At 71.0% G+C, this 17,929-nt stretch carries 18 protein-coding genes; 6 read left to right on the forward strand and 12 right to left on the reverse strand.

Annotated features, from left to right (window positions below; all coding sequences use genetic code 11):
* Positions 1–45: 45 nt before the first annotated feature.
* Genes JGR64_RS03160 through JGR64_RS03170 form a run of 3 tightly spaced genes read right to left on the reverse strand, consistent with a single transcriptional unit; the run spans position 46 to position 2,392 of the window.
* A complete protein-coding gene (locus JGR64_RS03160; protein WP_199375071.1) occupies positions 46–903 on the reverse strand; it encodes a DUF2007 domain-containing protein in 858 nt (285 codons plus the stop codon).
* Between the two features lie 4 nt (positions 904–907).
* A complete protein-coding gene (tesB, locus tag JGR64_RS03165; protein WP_199375072.1) occupies positions 908–1,810 on the reverse strand; it encodes an acyl-CoA thioesterase II in 903 nt (300 codons plus the stop codon).
* Positions 1,811–1,840: 30 nt separating this feature from the next.
* Complete coding sequence (locus JGR64_RS03170; RefSeq protein ID WP_199375073.1) at positions 1,841–2,392, reverse strand: N-acetylmuramoyl-L-alanine amidase; 552 nt, start codon at positions 2,390–2,392, stop codon at positions 1,841–1,843.
* A gap of 69 nt (positions 2,393–2,461) precedes the next feature.
* Here JGR64_RS03170 and JGR64_RS03175 point away from each other — a divergent pair, with 69 nt between their 5' ends.
* From JGR64_RS03175 to JGR64_RS03185, 3 genes are all read left to right on the forward strand, one after another.
* Positions 2,462–2,998 (forward strand): hypothetical protein, encoded by a 537-nt coding sequence (locus JGR64_RS03175; protein ID WP_199375074.1) that lies wholly within the window; start codon positions 2,462–2,464, stop codon positions 2,996–2,998.
* The gene (rlmKL, locus tag JGR64_RS03180) at positions 2,995–5,151 is read left to right on the forward strand and encodes a bifunctional 23S rRNA (guanine(2069)-N(7))-methyltransferase RlmK/23S rRNA (guanine(2445)-N(2))-methyltransferase RlmL (RefSeq protein WP_199375075.1); all 2,157 of its coding nucleotides are present in this window, start codon (positions 2,995–2,997) and stop codon (positions 5,149–5,151) included. Before JGR64_RS03175 ends, rlmKL begins: the two co-directional genes overlap by 4 nt.
* Before the next feature lie 157 nt (positions 5,152–5,308).
* Positions 5,309–6,184, forward strand: coding sequence for a pirin family protein (locus JGR64_RS03185; protein ID WP_199375076.1), 876 nt, complete (start codon positions 5,309–5,311; stop codon positions 6,182–6,184).
* A 42-nt stretch (positions 6,185–6,226) separates the two neighbouring features.
* On the opposite strand, the gene aqpZ is transcribed toward JGR64_RS03185, so the two are convergent.
* The 7 genes from aqpZ to JGR64_RS03220 all read right to left on the reverse strand — a co-directional run bounded on the left by aqpZ (position 6,227) and on the right by JGR64_RS03220 (position 11,630).
* On the reverse strand, positions 6,227–6,961 hold the full coding sequence (gene aqpZ / locus JGR64_RS03190; protein ID WP_199375077.1) for an aquaporin Z: 735 nt from the start codon (positions 6,959–6,961) through the stop codon (positions 6,227–6,229).
* Between the two features lie 105 nt (positions 6,962–7,066).
* Positions 7,067–7,510 carry a hypothetical protein gene (locus tag JGR64_RS03195; protein ID WP_199375078.1) on the reverse strand — a complete coding sequence of 148 codons (444 nt, stop codon included), beginning with the start codon at positions 7,508–7,510 and terminating at the stop codon, positions 7,067–7,069.
* Positions 7,511–7,595: 85 nt separating this feature from the next.
* Positions 7,596–8,459, reverse strand: a complete 864-nt coding sequence (locus tag JGR64_RS03200) for a pirin family protein (RefSeq protein WP_199375079.1) — start codon at positions 8,457–8,459, stop codon at positions 7,596–7,598.
* 88 nt (positions 8,460–8,547) lie between these two features.
* Positions 8,548–9,213 carry an endonuclease V gene (locus tag JGR64_RS03205; RefSeq protein WP_199375080.1) on the reverse strand — a complete coding sequence of 222 codons (666 nt, stop codon included), beginning with the start codon at positions 9,211–9,213 and terminating at the stop codon, positions 8,548–8,550.
* Positions 9,213–9,728, reverse strand: a complete 516-nt coding sequence (locus JGR64_RS03210; RefSeq protein ID WP_199375081.1) for a phosphoglycerate mutase family protein — start codon at positions 9,726–9,728, stop codon at positions 9,213–9,215. Before JGR64_RS03210 ends, JGR64_RS03205 begins: the two co-directional genes overlap by 1 nt.
* Before the next feature lie 143 nt (positions 9,729–9,871).
* Entirely contained in the window at positions 9,872–10,606 is a 735-nt protein-coding gene (murU, locus tag JGR64_RS03215; protein ID WP_199375082.1) for an N-acetylmuramate alpha-1-phosphate uridylyltransferase MurU, read from the reverse strand.
* Positions 10,607–10,616: 10 nt separating this feature from the next.
* Positions 10,617–11,630, reverse strand: coding sequence for a phosphotransferase (locus JGR64_RS03220; RefSeq protein WP_199375083.1), 1,014 nt, complete (start codon positions 11,628–11,630; stop codon positions 10,617–10,619).
* 83 nt (positions 11,631–11,713) lie between these two features.
* Between JGR64_RS03220 and JGR64_RS03225 the strand changes: the two genes are divergently transcribed.
* Genes JGR64_RS03225 through cysC form a run of 3 tightly spaced genes read left to right on the forward strand, consistent with a single transcriptional unit; the run spans position 11,714 to position 15,854 of the window.
* Positions 11,714–13,117, forward strand: coding sequence for a mannose-1-phosphate guanylyltransferase/mannose-6-phosphate isomerase (locus tag JGR64_RS03225; protein WP_199375084.1), 1,404 nt, complete (start codon positions 11,714–11,716; stop codon positions 13,115–13,117).
* A complete protein-coding gene (cysD, locus tag JGR64_RS03230; protein WP_199375085.1) occupies positions 13,114–14,025 on the forward strand; it encodes a sulfate adenylyltransferase subunit CysD in 912 nt (303 codons plus the stop codon). Before JGR64_RS03225 ends, cysD begins: the two co-directional genes overlap by 4 nt.
* Entirely contained in the window at positions 14,025–15,854 is a 1,830-nt protein-coding gene (gene cysC, locus JGR64_RS03235; protein ID WP_199375086.1) for an adenylyl-sulfate kinase, read from the forward strand. Before cysD ends, cysC begins: the two co-directional genes overlap by 1 nt.
* A gap of 56 nt (positions 15,855–15,910) precedes the next feature.
* Here cysC and JGR64_RS03240 read toward each other — a convergent pair whose 3' ends face one another.
* Together JGR64_RS03240 and JGR64_RS03245 are read right to left on the reverse strand one after the other, a co-directional pair.
* Complete coding sequence (locus JGR64_RS03240) at positions 15,911–16,189, reverse strand: GlsB/YeaQ/YmgE family stress response membrane protein (protein WP_199375087.1); 279 nt, start codon at positions 16,187–16,189, stop codon at positions 15,911–15,913.
* 88 nt (positions 16,190–16,277) lie between these two features.
* A complete protein-coding gene (locus JGR64_RS03245; protein ID WP_199375088.1) occupies positions 16,278–17,786 on the reverse strand; it encodes a M20 family metallopeptidase in 1,509 nt (502 codons plus the stop codon).
* Positions 17,787–17,929: the final 143 nt, after the last annotated feature.

Raw genomic sequence — 17,929 nt, forward strand, 5'->3', positions numbered from 1 at the left:
GGTACCGGGACGCGCGCAGGCACCCGGATGTGACCGGGCGGCGACTCAGGGTCCGTCGACGCGCTGCCAGTCGCTGCCGTCGCGCCTGACCGCGAGCTCACGCGCCGCCTCGCCGGCCACCGCCAGCTGGACGCTGCCCGAGCCCGAACCATCGGTGCGGTAGTCCCGCACCTCGACCCGGGTCCGGTCCGCTTCGTCGCAGCGTGCCGACGATGCGGGAACCACGTCCAGGCCGTCGGCGGCCAGGGTTTCGATCAGGCTGGCCGCCGGGTCGGCGTCATCGATCGCGAGGCAGGCACGCCTGCCTGCGCGGTCGTCGAGCACGTCGCGCACCAGGGTCGCGGCCAGGAGCGGCGGCGTGGGAACGCGATGGACCTCTTCCGGAAGCGTGGCGAGCATGTCCAGGCCGGCCGCACCCGGGGCGCCGGTCGCGGTAGACGCGGATGCGTGTCCGGCATCAGGCGCAGCCGCGACCGTGGGCGCTGGATCCGCCGGCAGCGGCTTGTCGCCGCTGCTGAAATTGACGATCACCACCGCCGCGATCACCGCGATTCCCATCAGCAGGCCGTAGCGGAAGCGCCCGCCGCCGCGCGCGGACAGCGGGCTGCGATCGCCGCCGGCGATGGCTGCGGGCGGCAGGAAGCTTTCACCGCGCACTGGCGCGGCCTGCAGCAGGCCGGCATCGCGCAGCAGCTGCCGCGCCTCGGGCTGCTGGTCGGAGCGCAGCACCCACACTGCCGGCCGCGGCGCGCTGTCGCTGCCGTCGCGGTAGCTGAAATTGCCGCGGATCGCGCCGCGGTAGGAGCGGCCATTGCTGATCCGCACCTCGATGCCGGCCTCCTCGAGCAGCCTGGCGACCGCCTCGACATTCTCGATGCGCGGGCTGGAAAACAGCTGGCGCACGGGGTCAGTCCTTGGCCCGCAGGGGGCCCGCGCGATCGTCGGCCACCACCCGGATCATGCCTTCCTGCGCGGTGCTGGCGACCAGCCGGCCTGCGCGGTCGTAGATCAGGCCGCGCGCCAGGCCCCGGGCGCCCTGCGCGCTGGGGCTGTCGATGGAATACAGCAGCCAGTCGTCGGCGCGGAACGGGCGGTGGAACCAGAGCGCGTGGTCGAGGGAGGCCATCTGCACGTTCGGCTGGTAGTAGCTGATGCCGTGCGGGAAGGTGGCGGTGCCGAGCAGGTGGAAGTCGGACGCATAGGCGAGCAGCGCGCGGTGCAGTTCCGGCGCGTCGCCGACTTTTTCCGCCAGCCGGAACCAGACCTGCTGGTAGGGCGGGCGCTTGGGCGGGTTGAGTTCGTCGCGCGGGTACACGTGGCGGAATTCGAACGGGCCGCTGCGGTCGAGCCAGCGCTGCACCTTGGTGGACAGCGTGGCCAGCACCGCGGGCGGTACGCCGGGCGCCGGCTCGATGTCGTCGGGATCCGGCACCTCGGGCATGGACAGCTGGTGTTCGGCGCCGTCCTCGTGCTGCTGGAACGACGCGGCGCAGAAGAAGATCACCTTGCCGTGCTGGATCGCGGTGACCCGGCGCACCGAAAAGCTGCCGCCGTCGCGGGTGCGGTCGACGTCATAGACGATCGGCGAATCCACGTCGCCGGCGCGCAGGAAATAGGCGTGCAGCGAGTTCGCATCGCGCGGCTGCTCGAGCGTGGCGTGGGCCGCCGACAGCGCCTGGCCCAGCACCTGGCCGCCAAACACGTACTTGGTGCCGATGTCGCGGCTCTGGCCGCGGAACAGGTTGTCCTCGAGGCGCTCCAGGGACAGGAGGTCGACGAGTTCGGAGGCGGGGGCAGGGCGGTTGGGCATCCGCGGATTATACGGGCCGCCGCCCCGGCATCAGGACTGCGGCAGGCGCTGCAGCCGCGTGGCGCGCAGCACGCGCGCCCACGGGAACAACGGCCCGGGGTCGCGTTTGCGCTGCACCAGTACGGCGGGATCGTCGCTCGCCACCACCGTTCCGGCATCAAGCTCTTCGTGGCCGGCGATCCAGCGCAGCGCGGGCAGGTCGGCCACCAGCGTGGCGAGCAGCACGTCGAGCGCGGCGAGCTGCGCCTCGGGATACGCCTCGTCCATGGCCTGGTGCCGTGAATCGAGCCAGTGTGGCCAGCGCCCGGTGTTGACCAGCTCGATCCCGACCGCGCGCGCGTTGTAACCACGCACGTGGTGGGCGATGCGGTCGTGGGCGACGTACCGGACGGTGTCGCCGTCGCGGTCGATGTACCAGTGGCCGCTGTTGCCGGTGCCCGACGCCGGATACAGCACGCGTTCGCCGTACGTGCGCGCGGTGGCGAGGTCGGGAAGTTCGGTGCAGTGGATCACGACAAGATCGACCTGCGACAGCGGGCGCGTGTCCAGCAGGTGCTCGTAGGGCAGCGGGTCCAGGCGCACGTCATGGCCAAGGGCGAGGTCGCGGCGATGCTAGCATTCACGCATGTCGCCGCCGATCCTTCGCCTCCCATGACCGTACGCGGCCACTGCATCCTCTCGCACGGCTTCGAGAGCGGCCCCGATGCCACCAAGGTCACCGCCCTCGCCGAGGCCGCGGAGCGCCTGGGCTGGAGCCACGAGCGTCCGGACTACACCGATCTCGATGCACGCAGCGAACTCGGCCGGCTTGGCGACGTGGCACAACGCCTTGCGCGGCTGCAGGCGCTGGCCGAAGCGCGCGCGACGCAGGGCCCGCTGGTGCTGGCCGGCTCGAGCCTGGGTGCGTGGATTTCCGGGCAGGTGTCGCTGCGGGTGCCCGTGCGCGCGCTGTTCCTGATGGCGCCACCGGTGCGGTTGAACGCCGAATATCCGCTGGATGCGGCGCGCGTGCCCACCGCGATCATCCACGGCTGGCACGACGAACTCATCCCGGTCGCCGATGTCGTCGGCTGGGCCGGCGAGCGCCACGATCGCCTGCTGCTGGTCGACGACGGCCATCGCCTGTCCTCGCACGTCGAGGCGTCGGCCGCGCTGTTTTTCGACCTGCTCGCCGCGGTGGCGCCGTGAGGTTCTTCGCCAGCTGCGGCAAGGGTCTCGAATACCTGCTCGCCGACGAGCTGGTCGCGCTCGGCTGCGCGCGTGCCACCGCGACGATGGCCGGGGCGCACGTCGACGGTGACCTGGTCGACGCGCAGCGCGCGGTGCTCTGGTCGCGCCTCGCCAGCCGTGTGCTCTGGCCGCTGATCGAGTTCCCCTGCGATGACGAGGACACCCTGTATCGCAACGTGGTTGCGCTGCCGTGGGCCAGCCATCTCGCACCCGGGCTCACGCTGGCCGTGGATGCGCATGTGTCGGGTACCGGCATCACCCACGCACGCTTCGCCGCGCAGCGGGTCAAGGACGGCGTGGTCGACAGCCTGCGCGCCGACACCGGCGACCGCCCCGACGTCGACCTCGATGCACCCGACCTGCGCCTGAACCTGGTGGTGCGCAAGGGCCGCGCGGTGCTGTCCGTCGACCTTGGCGGCGGGCCGATGCATCGCCGCGGCTGGCGCCGCGCACAGGGCGAGGCGCCACTGAAGGAAACCCTGGCCGCGGCGGTACTGCTGCGCGGCCACTGGCCGCAGGTGTATGCCGACGGCGGCGCGCTGCTGGATCCGATGTGCGGCAGCGGCACGCTGCTGGTCGAAGGCGCCGCGATGGCCGCCGACGTGGCTCCGGGCCTGCTGCGCCACGGCGATGCGCTGCCGTCGCGCTGGAGCGGTTTCGACACCGCGGCTTGGGCGACCCTGCGCACCGATGCCCTTGAGCGCGAACGCGCCGGCCGCGGCGCGCTGCGCCAGGTGTTCTTCGGCAGTGATTTCGATCCCGCGGCGCTGCGCGCGGCGCGCGAGAACGCCACCGCCGCCGGATTCCGCGACGCCATCGCCTTCGACGAGCGCCAGGTCGCCGCGCTGCAGCCGATGGCGCAGCCACGCGGACTGGTGGTCTGCAATCCGCCGTACGACGCGCGCCTGTTCGCGGATGCCCAGCTCTATCGCACCCTGGGTGACAGCCTGCGACGGATCGCGCCGGGCTGGCGCGCGAGCCTGCTCTGCGGCAGCGCCGATCTCGCCCGCGCCACCAACCTGCGCGCGCAGAAGGTCTACCAGCTGTTCAACGGCGCGCTGGAATGCAGCCTGCTGGTCAGCGACCCCGTGTTGCCGCCGGTACGCGAGGACGCCACGCCGCGCGCGCTGACACCCGGCGCGCAGATGCTCGCCAACCGCCTGCGCAAGAACCTGCGCGCGCTGAAGGCGTGGCGCGCGCGCGAGGACGTGGACTGCTTCCGCGCCTACGATGCCGACCTGCCCGAGTACGCCGTGGCGATCGATGTCTACACCGAAGCCGACGACCCGGATGCCACCTGGCTGCACGTGCAGGAGTACGCCGCGCCGGCCGACATTCCCGAGGCCGACGTGCGCCGCCGCTTCGGCGAGGTGCTGGCCGCGGCCCGCGAAGTGTTCGGCGTGCCGCGCGAGCGCGTGGCCACCAAGGTGCGGGCGCGCGGCAAGGGCGGCAGCAAGTACGCCGATGGCTTCGACCGCCGCGGCGAGTTCCTGCAGGTGCGCGAAGGCGTCGCGCGGCTGCGCGTGAACCTGTTCGACTACCTCGACACCGGCCTGTTCCTCGACCACCGTCCGCTGCGCCGACGCCTGTACCAGGAAGCCCGCGGCAAGCATTTCCTCAACCTGTTCTGCTACACCGGCGCGGCCACCGTGCAGGCGGCCGTCGGCGGCGCGGCCAGCACCACCAGCGTCGACCTGTCGGCCACCTACCTGCAGTGGGCCGCGGACAACCTGCGCGGCAACAGTGTCGACGGCCGCCCGCTGGGCGGCAGCCGCCACCGCATGGTGCAGGCCGATGCCGTCGCCTGGCTCGAAGCCGACGACGGCCTGTACGACCTGGTGTTCTGCGACCCGCCGACGTTCTCCAACTCCGCGCGCGCCGACGATTTCGACATGCAGGCGCAGCACGTGCGCCTGCTGCGCGCGGCGGTGGAGCGGCTGTCGGACGAGGGCGTGCTGTATTTCTCGAACAACTACCGGCGCTTCCGCCTCGACGACGAAGCGGTGGCCGCATTTGCGGAGTGCGAGGACATCAGTGCCGCGACCATCCCGCAGGACTTCGCCCGCAATCCGCGCATCCATCGCGCGTGGCGGCTGCGGCGGCGTTCGTAGGACGGTGTAATCCGGGCAGGCACGGGAGCGGCCCTGGCCGCCGCAGGGAGTCCCCCGCAGGGATGCGGAGCGCGGGCATCGCAGCGTTGCAACAGCGGTGCTGTCATGCGCGCGCGCCGCCCCGATGATGTGGGCAGACACATCCAGGAGCCACGCCATGTCCCCGGCCACCCCTTTCGATTCCACCCGCGTCGTCCGCAAGGTGCGCGGCCGCGCCGCGTCCGACGGCGCGGGCGTCAGGCTCACGCGCGTGATCGGCGGCCAGGAGCTCCCGGACCTCGACCCGTTCCTGCTGCTCGACGAGTTCGGCACCGATCGCCCCGAGGATTACCTGGCCGGGTTTCCCGACCATCCGCATCGCGGCTTCGAGACCGTCACCTACATGCTCGACGGGCGCATGCGCCATCGCGACAACCACGGCAACGAAGGCCTGCTGGTGCCCGGCAGCGTGCAGTGGATGACCGCGGGCCGCGGCCTGGTGCACTCGGAGATGCCCGAGCAGCAGGAGGGCCGCATGCGCGGTTTCCAGCTGTGGGTGAACCTGCCGGCGAAGGACAAGATGACCGCGCCGCGCTACCAGGAGTTCGCGCCCGAGCGCATCCCGCTGGTGGCGGTTGCCGAGGGCGTGGAGGTGCGCGTGGTGGCTGGTGAGGTCAGCGGCGACGATGGCGTGCGCGTGCGTGGCCCGATCGAGCAGCCGGCGACCGATCCGATGTACCTCGATGCGTCGCTGGCGCCTGGTGCCGCCTGGGAACACCGCCTGCCGGAAGGCCACAACGCCTTCGCCTATGTGTTCGAGGGCGATGCGCTGCTCGGCAGCGGCGACGAGGCGCGCCAGCTCGTCGCGCACGAACTCGGCATCCTCGGCGGCGGCGACCTGCTGCGCGTGCAGGCCGGCGCGGCGGGCACGCGCCTGCTGCTGGTATCCGGCCGCCCGCTGCGCGAGCCCGTCGCGCGCCACGGGCCGTTCGTGATGAACACCCGCGAGGAGCTGATGCAGGCCTTCGTGGACCTGCAGGAAGGCCGCTTCTGAGACACGCGCGGGGCGGCGCCGAGCGTCGCCCCGCGCGGATGCTCAGGGCGTGCCGGTGACCGGCGCGTCCTCGCGGCCCAGCCAGCCGTAAAGGCCGCCGCCGATGATCGCGCCGACGATCGGCGCCACCCAGAACAGCCACAGCTGGCCGAGTGCGCCGGACCCGGCGAACAGCGCCACTGCGGTCGAACGCGCCGGGTTCACCGAGGTGTTGGTGACCGGGATGCTGATCAGGTGGATCAGGGTCAACGCCAGGCCGATCGCGATCGGTGCGAAGCCTGCCGGTGCGCGACCATGGGTTGCGCCCATGATCACCACCACGAACATCGCGGTCAGCACCACTTCGCACAGCAAGGCCGCGGCCATCGAATAGCCGCCGGGCGACAGCGCGTCGAAGCCGTTGGTCGCGAAGGCACCGGCGGCAGTCGGGTCGATCGCGAAGCCGGCGCTGCCGCTGGCGATCAGCAGCAGGATCCAGGCCGCGAGGATGCCACCCGCCACCTGGGCGACGATGTACGGCACCAGTTCGGAGATCGGGAAGCGGCCGCCGGCCCACAGTCCCACGCTGACCGCCGGGTTGAAATGCGCTCCAGAGATGTGGCCGAACGCGTACGCACCGGTGAGCACCGTCAGGCCGAACGCCAGTGCGACGCCGTGAAACCCGATCCCCAGCGAATTGCCATCACCGCCGAAATGCGCGGCCAGCACCGCGCTGCCACAACCGCCAAGCACCAGCCAGAACGTGCCGAGGAACTCGGCCGCGAGTTTCTTGATCATGTCGTCCCCTCACATCGGGCGGCCGTGGCGGCCGCGCCCCCGACGTGCACGCTAACCGCGCGCACGCCCGGGTGTGTTCGCCCTTTGTTAAGGCGCCCGGCGGGGTCAGTTGCTGGAAATTCGCACGTCGCCGAAGTGCAGCAACTCGGCCACCGACATCGCCTGCGACATTTCCTGGGCGTTGCCCGCGCGCAGCGAGATGTGGGCAACCTGGTTGCGACCCAGCTCGACGATCGTTTCCCTGACTTCGACGCCGGCCGTGCTGGACAGCTCGCCCCGGTACCACCAGATCGACTGCCCGTCGATCACGGTCTCTTGCACGCGATCACCACGGCGTGGCTTGAACGGCGCCTCCGCGCTGAGCATCACCGCCAGCACCTGGCCACCGTCGCTGGCCCGGATGGCCTTGCAGAAGGTGTAACCGCTGCCCTCGAGCTTTTCCCAGGCCAGTCCGCTGTCGGCTGGCAGGGCCGGACAGCCCCCGCCGGATTGCGCGTGCACGGCACCGGACATCAGCAGGCACGCCGAAGCCAGCAAGATCGTTTTCATGGTGGTCCCCCCCGGGCAGCGCAGGACAAGGCGCTGCAGCCTCTGGATACTCCCTTGGGGGGGACTTGTCATTCTGTGACTTGCGTCACCGTTCTGGCAGGGGGATGAACTCGTTGTCGCCCTCGATCTCGCCGAAGCGCCCTGCCAGCCAGTCGGCCTTGGCCTGTTCGATGCGTTCTCTTGACGAAGACACGAAGTTCCACCAGAGGTGCCGGCGGCCGTCGAGCGGCTCGCCACCCAGGAGCATCGCCTTCAGCGGCGTCTTTGCGCGCAGCACCGCGGCGCGGCCTGGATCGGGCACCACCAGGTGCCGTGCGGGTATGTCGACGCCGTCCAGCTGTGCGTCCCCTTCGAGGATGTAGAGCGCGCGCTCAGGCTGGTCGGCCGCGATGCGCAGCTCCGCATCCGGCGCGAGATCGATCGCGACGTTGAGGATCTCGCTGAACACATGCACCGGCGACACCTCTCCCCAGGCGCGGCCCGCGATCACCCGCAGCCGTGCGCCGGGCAGCGTGATCGTGGGCAGGCTGGCCGCCGAGTGGTGGTGGAAGGCCGGCGGCGCTTCCTCGTCCGACTTCGGCAGGGCCACCCAGGTCTGCATGCCGTGGATCGGGTGGGCGGCCTGGCGCACTGCCCGCGGCGTGCGCTCGGAATGCGCGATGCCGCGCCCCGCCGTCATCCAGTTGACGTCGCCGGGAAGGATGTCCTGGTTGAAGCCGAGCGTGTCGCGGTGGTTGATGGCACCGGACCAGAGGTAGGTCACCGTGGCCAGCCCGATGTGCGGATGCGGGCGCACGTCGAGGCCGGTGCCGCGCTCGAACACGGCCGGGCCCATGTGGTCGGCGAACACGAACGGCCCGACGCTGCGCGCTTCGATCGTCGGAACGGCGCGCCGCACGGTGAATCCGCCACCAAGGTCGTGTTCGCGCGGACGGATGACGAGGGTCATGCAGTGCCTCCATGGCAATCGACTGGTGCCAGCATCGCAGGTTGCCACGGCGCCGGCCGCCTCGCCGCTGCAACGCAGCGTACGCGCGTCAGCTTGGCGGGTGGCGCGCCACCAGTCGCTCCGCCAGCCGGGTGGGCTCGGGCTGCCGATGCGTGGTGGTGAAGCGCATCACCAGGTCGGCGGCCGACGCCATCGCCACCCGGTGCCCGGCGGAGACTACCAGTGGCGCGCTGCCGGGCTTGCTGCGCAGCAGCCAGCCGATCTGCGGACCGCGTACCTGGCTGCGCAGGGCGGTGTAGGCGCCGCGCGTCTCATGTGGCTCCGGACCGCCGCCGGCGACGATCGTGTCGGCCACGCCGATGCAGGGCAGGTCGGCGGTGACGCCAAAACGCGTGGCGATGCCCGCGTGGTCCGGATGGGCGCCGCCGTGGCCATGGATGAATGCGAGATCGGGAGGGCGTGGCAGCGCCTTGAGCGCCGCAAGCAGGACGGGCAGCGCGTCGAAGGACGCTCGGTCCGCACCTCCCGGCAACCCGAGGCTCACGACCTCGCCGGCCATGAGTTCCAGCGTGTCGGCGTCGAGCAGCACCGCGGCCCCGCGCACGGTGGCGCCATCGTCCTCGGCGCGGGCATGGAAGCCTGCGATGGTGCGCAGCGGCTTCGTGAAACGGTCGCGCAGCTCAAGCTCTCCGGCGGCCGCGGATGGCAGCGACGCCAGGTCCGGGGGATCCTCGTGGTCCGTGGGCATTGCCATCAGAACGCGCCGATGCGCAGGTGCGGCCGCCCGTCGGCGTCGTGGTCGATGTCGTAGCGGCCGCCGTAGATGGTGTCGTCGATGGGATCGACGTGGCAGTCGCACAGTGCGGCGACGATGCCGGGAACGGTGTTGCTGTGTCCGACCACCAGCACCGTGCCGTGGCTGTGCGCGTCGCGCAGCATCGCCGCCAGGTCGGCGGCGGGCATCGCGGCGTCGTACTCGTGCAGTTGGAGCCCGTGCGCCGTCGCCGCGGCGAGTCCGGTCTGGCGCGTGCGCGCGAATGCGCTGGTCCAGGCCGCCACCAGCGGTACGTCGCGCAGCTGCGCCGCCAGGGCATCGGCCCGGGCCTTGCCAATGGCGGAGAGGTCCGGGTCGCGCGAGTCATCCACCTTTTCCGCGTGGCGCACCACGATGAAGGCAAGCGGCGCGGCCGCGCCTGCAGCGGTATCGACGACATCGGTACCCGCGCAGGCGGCCAGCAGGCACGCCGTCGCGACGAATGCCAAGGCCATGGCCGCGCCGCGAGCGCGCGGCGCAGGAGAAGGGGGCAGCTGCATGGGGGCGGAGACCTGCGGAAGACGCCGGCAGCATACGCGTCGCAGCCTGCGCGAGCGCACTCGCCACGCCGGGCCCGATCCGGCGTGGAAATGCTCCGCTACGGGTCGCTGCCGTGGGCCGCGTCGCCTGGTGTGTCCGACAGCGCGTCCGACAGCGCGGCGAGCCGCGCGGGCGTGCCGACATCGGTCCAGCGCCCGCGGTGGTGTTCGCCGCTCACCCCACCGCGTGCCATTGCGGCACGCAGCAGGGGCGCCATCTTGAAGCGCGGCGGCACGCTGTCGGCACCGGCCTCGTCGCCGATGGCGGCGCGCCAGTCGGCAAACAGGGAAGGCCGGTAAACGCCGATGCCGGCAAAGGTCAACGCGTGCCCGCCGCCGGCAACGAGCCGGCCGTCGCCGGCTAGCGTGAAGTCGCCACCCGGATGGTGCGTGGGGTTGTCGACCAGCACCAGATGCGCCTCGCCCGCGGGTTCCGCAGGCAGGCGCGCGAAGTCGTGGTCGCACCAGATGTCGCCATTGACCGCGATGAACGGCGCGTCGCCCAGCAGCGGCAGCGCGTGCAGCATGCCGCCGCCGGTCTCCAGCGGCACCGCGCCCTCGTAGGCATACGCGATGCGCAGGCCCCACTGCGCACCGTCGCCGAGCATCTCGGGGAAGCGCGGCGCCAGCCACGAGGTATTGATGACGACGTCGCGCACGCCGGCGGCGGCCAGTTTTTCCAGGTGCCAGGCGACCAGCGGCTTGCCGCCGGCGGCGAGCAGCGGCTTGGGGGTCGTGTCCGTCAGCGGGCGCATGCGCTCGCCGAGGCCGGCGCACAGCACCAGCGCCTTCATCGCGCGCCGCTCATGGCTGCACGGCGGCTGCCAGCGCCGGACGCACGTGGCGCTCGAGCACGCCCGCCAGCGGCGCGAGTTCCGGGTAGCGCGGAATGACCTCGTCGAGGTAGGCGAGGAAGCGCGGCGCATCGGCGATGTACTTCGGCTTGGCATCGCGATGCTTCAGCCGCGCGAAGATGCCCAGGACCTTGAGATGCCGCTGTACGCCGATCAGGTCGGCATCGCGGCGGAACTGCGCGAGCGAGGCGGGCACCGGCACGCCGGCGGCGCGCGCGCGCGCGTGGTAATCGGCCAGCCATGCATCCACGCGCGTGGGCGGCCAGCTCAGGAACGCATCCTTGAACAGGCTGGTCGCGTCGTACGCCACCGGGCCTGCGACCGCGTCCTGGAAATCCAGCACCGCCGGGCCGTCCTCGACCGGCATCAGGTTGCGCGGCATGTAGTCGCGGTGCACCAGGACCTGCGGTTGCGCCAGCGCGCTGGCGACGAGCAGCGCGTAGATGCGGTCCAGCGCCCGGAGGTCGTTGTCGCCAAGTGCCGCGCCGAGATGGCGGGTCAGGAACCATTCGTCGAACAGCCGCAGCTCGCGCCGCAGCAGCGCTTCGTCGTAGCGCGGCAGCTCGTCGGGGACCGGGATCGCCTGCAGCTTGAGCAACTGTTCGATGGCGGCGTCGAAGTGCGCGTCGGCATTGCCGGCGTCGACCACCTGCAGCAGGGTGTCCGCGCCGAGGTCCTCGAGCAGCAGGAAACCCTGCTCCGGGTCGCGTGCGAGCACCACCGGCACGCGCACGCCGCCGCCGACCAGCAGCGCCAGCACGCGCAGCCACGGCCGCACGTCTTCCTTGTCCGGCGGCGAGTCCATGACGATGGTGGTCGCGCCGTCGGCGCCGGTCGCGCGCCAATAGCTGCGGAAGCCGGCATCGGTGGAGGCGCGCTCCAGGCGCAGGGCGGGATCGCCGCTGGCGGCGCGCGCCCAGTCCAGGCGCTGCGCTGCGCGAAGGTCGTCGGGATCGAGGGTCATGCGGGCTCGGGGAGGTCCAGGGCGGCGGGGCCCACAGGGTAAACTCCGCGCTTCCAGTCCGACAGCATGCGAATCGAGGCGAGATGACCCAGCTGCAACCCGTGCTCCTGTCCGGTGGTTCCGGGACGCGACTCTGGCCGCTGTCGCGCGAGGCCTATCCCAAGCAGTTCCTGGCCCTGGCCGGCGAGCACACCATGCTGCAGGACACCTGGCTGCGGGTCGCGCCGCTCGCCAGCCGCGCGCCGATCGTGGTCGCCAACGAGGAGCACCGCTTCCTGGCCGGCGAACAGCTGCGCCTGGTCGGCATGGCCGAGGCCGCGATCATGCTCGAGCCCATCGGGCGCAACACCGCGCCGGCGATCGCCGCCGCCGCGCTGCAGGCGAGCGAAGGCGGCGACGATCCGCTGCTCCTCGTGCTGCCTTCCGATCATGTGGTGCGCGATGCGGAGGCGTTCCGCGCCGCGGTGCAGGCCGCCATGCCGGCCGCCGAAGCCGGCGCGCTGGTCACCTTCGGCATCGTGCCCGAGGCACCGGAAACCGGGTTCGGCTACATCCAGGCCGAGGCCGGCGACGGCGTGCGCCAGGTGCGGCGCTTCGTCGAGAAACCCGACGCCGCCACCGCGCAGCAGTACCTGGACGCGGGCGGCTACTACTGGAACAGCGGCATGTTCCTGTTCCGCGCCTCGCGTTACCTGGAGGAACTGGGCCGTTTCCGCCCCGACATCCTCGCGGCCGTGCGCAAGGCGTTTGCCGGCGCCGCCCGTGACGGCGATTTCGTGCGCCTCGACAGGGAGGCGTTCGCGGCGAGTCCGTCGGATTCGATCGACTACGCGGTGTTCGAGAACACCGACCGCGCGATGGTGCTGCCGGTCGACATCGGCTGGAACGATGTCGGCTCGTGGTCGGCGCTGTGGCAGGTGAGCGAGCAGGATGCCGAAGGCAACGCCCACCATGGCGACGTCATCGCCGTCGACAGCCGCAACAGCTATGCCTATGCGCGGCGGCTGGTGGCGCTGGTCGGCGTGGATGACCTGGTGGTGGTGGAGACCGACGACGCGGTGTTGGTGGCGCACAAGGACCGCGTGCAACAGGTCAAGGACGTGGTGGCCCTGCTCAAGGCGGAGCAGCGCAGCCACGCCGTGCTGCACCGCGAGGTGCACCGCCCATGGGGCAGCTACGACTCGATCGACCAGGACGCCGGTTTCCAGGTCAAGCGCATCAAGGTCAAGCCGGGCGGACGTCTGTCGCTGCAGTCGCATACGCGCCGCGCCGAGCACTGGATCGTGGTGCGCGGCACCGCGCGCGTGACCCGCGACAACGACGTGTTCGAACTGCACGCCAACCAGTCGACGTACATCCCGCTCGGTGCGAAGCACCGCCTCGAGAACCCGGGCACCGAGATGCTCGAGCTGATCGAAGTGCAGTCCGGCGACTACCTGGGCGAGGACGACATCGTCCGCTACGAGGATGTCTACGGGCGCTCATGAGCACGGCAAGCCAAGACCGCGACCTCGACCGCCTCGAGGCGGAGAGCCTGCACATCCTCCGCGAGGTTGCGGCCCAGTGCCGCAACCCGGTGATGATGTATTCGATCGGCAAGGACAGCTCGGTGCTGCTGCACCTGCTGCTGAAGGCGTTCGCGCCGGCGCGGCCGTCGATCCCGCTGCTGCACGTGGACACCACGTGGAAGTTCCGCGAGATGATCGCGTTCCGCGACCGGCGCGCGGCCGAGACCGGCGTCGAGCTGCGCGTGCACGTGAACCCCGACGGCCTGCGCGAGGGCATCGGCCCGCAGAGCCATGGCGCCAGCCGCCACACCGAGGTGATGAAGACCCTCGCGCTCAAGCAGGCGCTGGCCGCCGGCGGCTATGACGCCGCGATCGGCGGCGCGCGGCGCGACGAGGAGAAGTCGCGCGCCAAGGAGCGCGTGTTCTCGTTCCGCGACGCCAACCAGCGCTGGGATCCGCGCCGCCAGCGCCCGGAGTTGTGGGACCTGTACAACGCCCGCGTCGGCCCGGGCGAGAGCATGCGGGTGTTCCCGCTGTCCAACTGGACCGAACTCGATGTGTGGCGCTACATCCGCCGCGAGGCGATCCCGGTGGTATCGCTGTACTTCGCCGCCGAGCGTCCGATCGTCGAGCGCGATGGCGCGCTGCTGATGGTCGACGACGAACGCTTCGCGCTGGCACCCGGCGAGCACGCGGTGTTGCGCCGCGTGCGCTTCCGCACGCTTGGTTGCTATCCGCTGACCGGCGCGGTGGAATCCGACGCCGGTGACCTGGACGCGATCATCGCCGAGATGGAGGCGGGCACGCAGTCCGAGCGGGCCGGGCGACTGATCGACCACGCCGACGGGGATTCGATGGAAAAGAAGAAGCGCGAGGGCTATTTCTGATGGCGCATGACGTCCTGCGCATCGTCGCCTGCGGCAGCGTCGACGACGGCAAGAGCACGCTCATCGGACGCCTGCTGGCTGAAGCGGGCCGCGTGCCCGACGACGAACGCGCCGCGCTTGCACGCGCCAGCGCGACCCACGGCACTCGCGGCGACGACATCGACTACGCGCTGCTGCTCGACGGACTGGACGCCGAGCGCGAGCAGGGCATCACCATCGATGTCGCCTGGCGGCACCTTGAGACCGCGCGTCGCCGCTTCCTGATCGCCGACTGCCCGGGCCACGTGCAGTACACGCGCAACATGGCCACCGGCGCCTCGCGCGCGGACCTCGCCATCGTGCTGGTGGATGCCACCCGCGGGCTGCTGCCGCAGACCCTGCGCCACACCGCGATCGCGGCGCTGTTCGGCATCCGCCATGTGTTGCTGGCGGTCAACAAGATGGACCGCGTCGGCCACGACCGCGCGGTGTTCGAGGCGATCGCCGCCGCGTACCGCGCGCATGCGGCGAAGCTCGGGATCACCGGCGTCACCGCGATCCCGCTGGCCGCCGCGAGCGGCGAGAACGTCGCCACGCCAGCGGCCAGCATGCCGTGGTACGACGGCCCCACGGTGCTCGAGCACCTGCACAACGTCGACGTGCCGCAGCGCGGCGCGCAGCTGCCGGCAAGGCTCCCCGTGCAGGTGGTGCTGCGCGGTCACGGTGGCGAACGCTGGCTCGCCGGCACGCTGGCGTCCGGCACGCTGCGGGTCGGTGACGCGCTGAGCGTCCAGCCCGCGGGCGTTGCGGCGACGGTGGCGGCGCTGCATCGCGCCGGCGTCGCGGCGACCGTCGCCCATGCCGGCGACGCCATCTCCGTGCGCCTGGCCGAGGATGTCGACGCCGCGCGTGGCGACGTGCTCAGCGCGGCGGCGGTGCCACTCGCGGTCAGCGACCAGTTCGGCGCCGACCTGCTGTGGTTCGACACGGCGCCGCTGCTGCCCGGCCGCCGCTATCTGATCAAGCTGGGCACCCGCGTGCTCGGCGCCCGCATCGGCGAGATCCGGCACCTGTCGGATCCGGAGTCGCTGCAGCCGCTGGCCGCCAAGCGCCTGCAGGCCAACGACATCGGCGAGGTGACTCTGTCGCTGGACGCGATGGCCGCCTTCGCGCCCTACGCCGAGGAGCCGGTGCTCGGCGCATTCGTGCTGGCCGACCCGCTCACAAACGCCACGGTCGGTGCCGGCATGATCCGCCATGGCCTGCGCCGCGCCGACAACATCCACTGGCAGCTGCTGGACGTGGACCGTGACGCGCGCGCCGCACTCAAGGGCCAGCATCCGCGCTGCGTGTGGTTCACAGGACTGTCTGGCGCCGGCAAGTCGACCATCGCCAACCTGGTCGAGCGCGGCCTGCTGGCGCGCGGCTGCCACACCTACCTGCTCGATGGCGACAACGTGCGCCATGGTCTCAACCGCAACCTCGGCTTCACCGACGAGGATCGAGTGGAGAACCTGCGCCGCGTGGCACACGTGGCCAAGCTGATGACCGATGCCGGCCTGATCGTGCTGGTGAGCTTCATCTCGCCGTTCCGCTCCGAGCGCCGCTCGGCGCGCGAGCTGTTCGCCGAAGGCGAGTTCATCGAGGTGTTCGTGGACACGCCGATGGCCGAAGCCGAGCGTCGCGACGTCAAGGGCCTGTATGCCAAGGCGCGCCGCGGCGAGCTGCCGCACTTCACCGGCATCGACTCCGCCTACGAGCCGCCGGAGCACGCGGAGCTGGTGCTCGACACCATGGCCGAACCGCCCGAGCGCCTGGCCGAGCGGGTGATCGCGATGCTGCTGGACTGACATGAAAAAAGCCGGGCATGTGCCCGGCTTTCTTCTTCATGCCTGGGTGCGTGGCGTCAGCGCCTGCGGCGCCTGCCGTTGATGAATTCCGCGATGAACAGCAGCACCACCGCGCCGATCAGCGACGCGATGAAGCCGACCTTCTCGCCTTCGCCGTACCAGCCCAGCATGCGGCCGACCCAGCCGGCGAGCAGCGCGCCGACGATGCCCAGCACGATGGTCAGGATGATGCCGATGTTCTGCTTGCCGGGCTTGATCAGGCGCGCGAGCACGCCAACGACCAGTCCGACGAGGATGATCCAAAGCCAGCTGTCGCCGCCGAATACACCTTCCATGAGCTCCCCTTTACCTGGTGGATGAATGGCGAGCTTGGCAGGGCCGGCGGCGGTGCGCCAGCCCCGCCATGCGGGTGTCGTCCTGCCCTCAGCAGCAGCCGTGGTCGCCGTGGCGCGTGCCGCTGTCGGCGATGGCCGCGCCGCCGGTGGTCTCGCCACGCGCGCTGGCGGCCTGGTGTTCGGCGATCACCCGCGCGACGCAGGCGGTGACGCGCTTGCCCATCTCGATGTGCAGGAACTCGTTCGGGCCGTGGGCATTGGAGTGCGGGCCGAGCACGCCGGTGATCATGAACTGCGCCCCCGGGAACTTCTCGCCGAGCATGCCCATGAACGGGATCGAGCCGCCTTCGCCCATGTACATCGCCGGGCGCTTGAAGAAGGCCTGGCTGGCGGCATCGATCGCGCTTTCAAGCCACGGCGCCATGGCCGGTGCGTTCCAGCCGGTCGAGGCCTTCTCCAGGTCCAGGGTCACCTTGGCACCGTTTGGCGGATCGCGCAGCAAGGCCTCCTGCAGCAGTTCGCCGGCGCGCTTGCCGTCGAGCGTGGGCGGCAGGCGCAGCGAGAGCTTCACCGCGGTGTGCGGGCGCAGCACGTTGCCGGCCGAAGCCAGTGGCGGCATGCCGTCGACGCCGGTCACCGACAGCGCCGGGCGCCAGGTGCGGTTGAGCACGAGCTCGGTGAGGTCGTCGTTCATCGGCGTCATGCCGGGCAGGAACGGGAACTTGTCGAACACCGCGGTATCCAGCACCTCGGCGCACTTGCGCGCCTGCGCCAGGCGGTCGGCGGGGATGTCGGCGTGCAGGCCGTCGAGCAGGATGCGGCCGGTGTCCTCGTCCTCGATGCGCGACAGCAGCTGGCGCAGCAGCCGGAAGCTGGACGGCACCACGCCCGAGGCGTCGCCGGAGTGCACGCCTTCGTCCAGTACCTGGACGGAGAAGTTGCCGCCGGCCAGGCCGCGCAGCGAGGTGGTGCACCACAGCTGCTCGTAGTTGCCGCAGCCGGAATCCAGGCAGACCACCAGCGACGGCTTGCCGATACGGTCGGCGAGATGATCGACGTACGCCGGCAGGTCGTAGCTGCCCGATTCCTCGCAGGCCTCGATCAGGATCACGCAGCGCGCATGCGGGATCTTCTGCTCGTGCAGCGCCAGGATCGCGGTCAGCGAACCATAGATCGCATAGCCGTCGTCGGCGCCGCCGCGGCCGTAGAGCTTGCCGTCGCGCAGCACCGGCTTCCACGGGCCGAGGTCGTCGTCCCAGCCGGTCATTTCAGGCTGCTTGTCGAGGTGGCCGTAGAGCAGCACGCAGTCGTCGGCATTGCCGCCGTTGGACGCCGGGATCTCGACGAAGATCAGCGGCGTGCGGCCTTCCAGGCGCACCACTTCGAGCTGCATGCCGGGGATGTCCTGGCGACGCGCCCAGCCTTCCATCAGCTTCACCGCATCGTCCATGAAACCGTTCTTCACCCAGTCGGTGTCGAACATCGGCGACTTGTTGGGGATGCGGATGTACTCGACGAGCTGCGGGACGATTTCGTCATCCCACTTGGCGGAGACATGGCGCTCGACGAGCGCGGGGTCGAACCTGCTGGCGTCCATTTCGGGCCTTGCGGTGGAAAACCACGATTCTACTCCCGCGCGCCGGGTGGGACTTTCCGCACGCCACGGCGGGAGGCCGCCCCGCAGCCGCGCGTGCCTCCGGGCGATGGGAACGCACGTCCGCGGCCCCCGACACTGCGGCT

It is taken from the genome of Luteimonas sp. MC1572 (assembly GCF_016615815.1).
Taxonomy (GTDB): Bacteria; Pseudomonadota; Gammaproteobacteria; order Xanthomonadales; family Xanthomonadaceae; genus Luteimonas.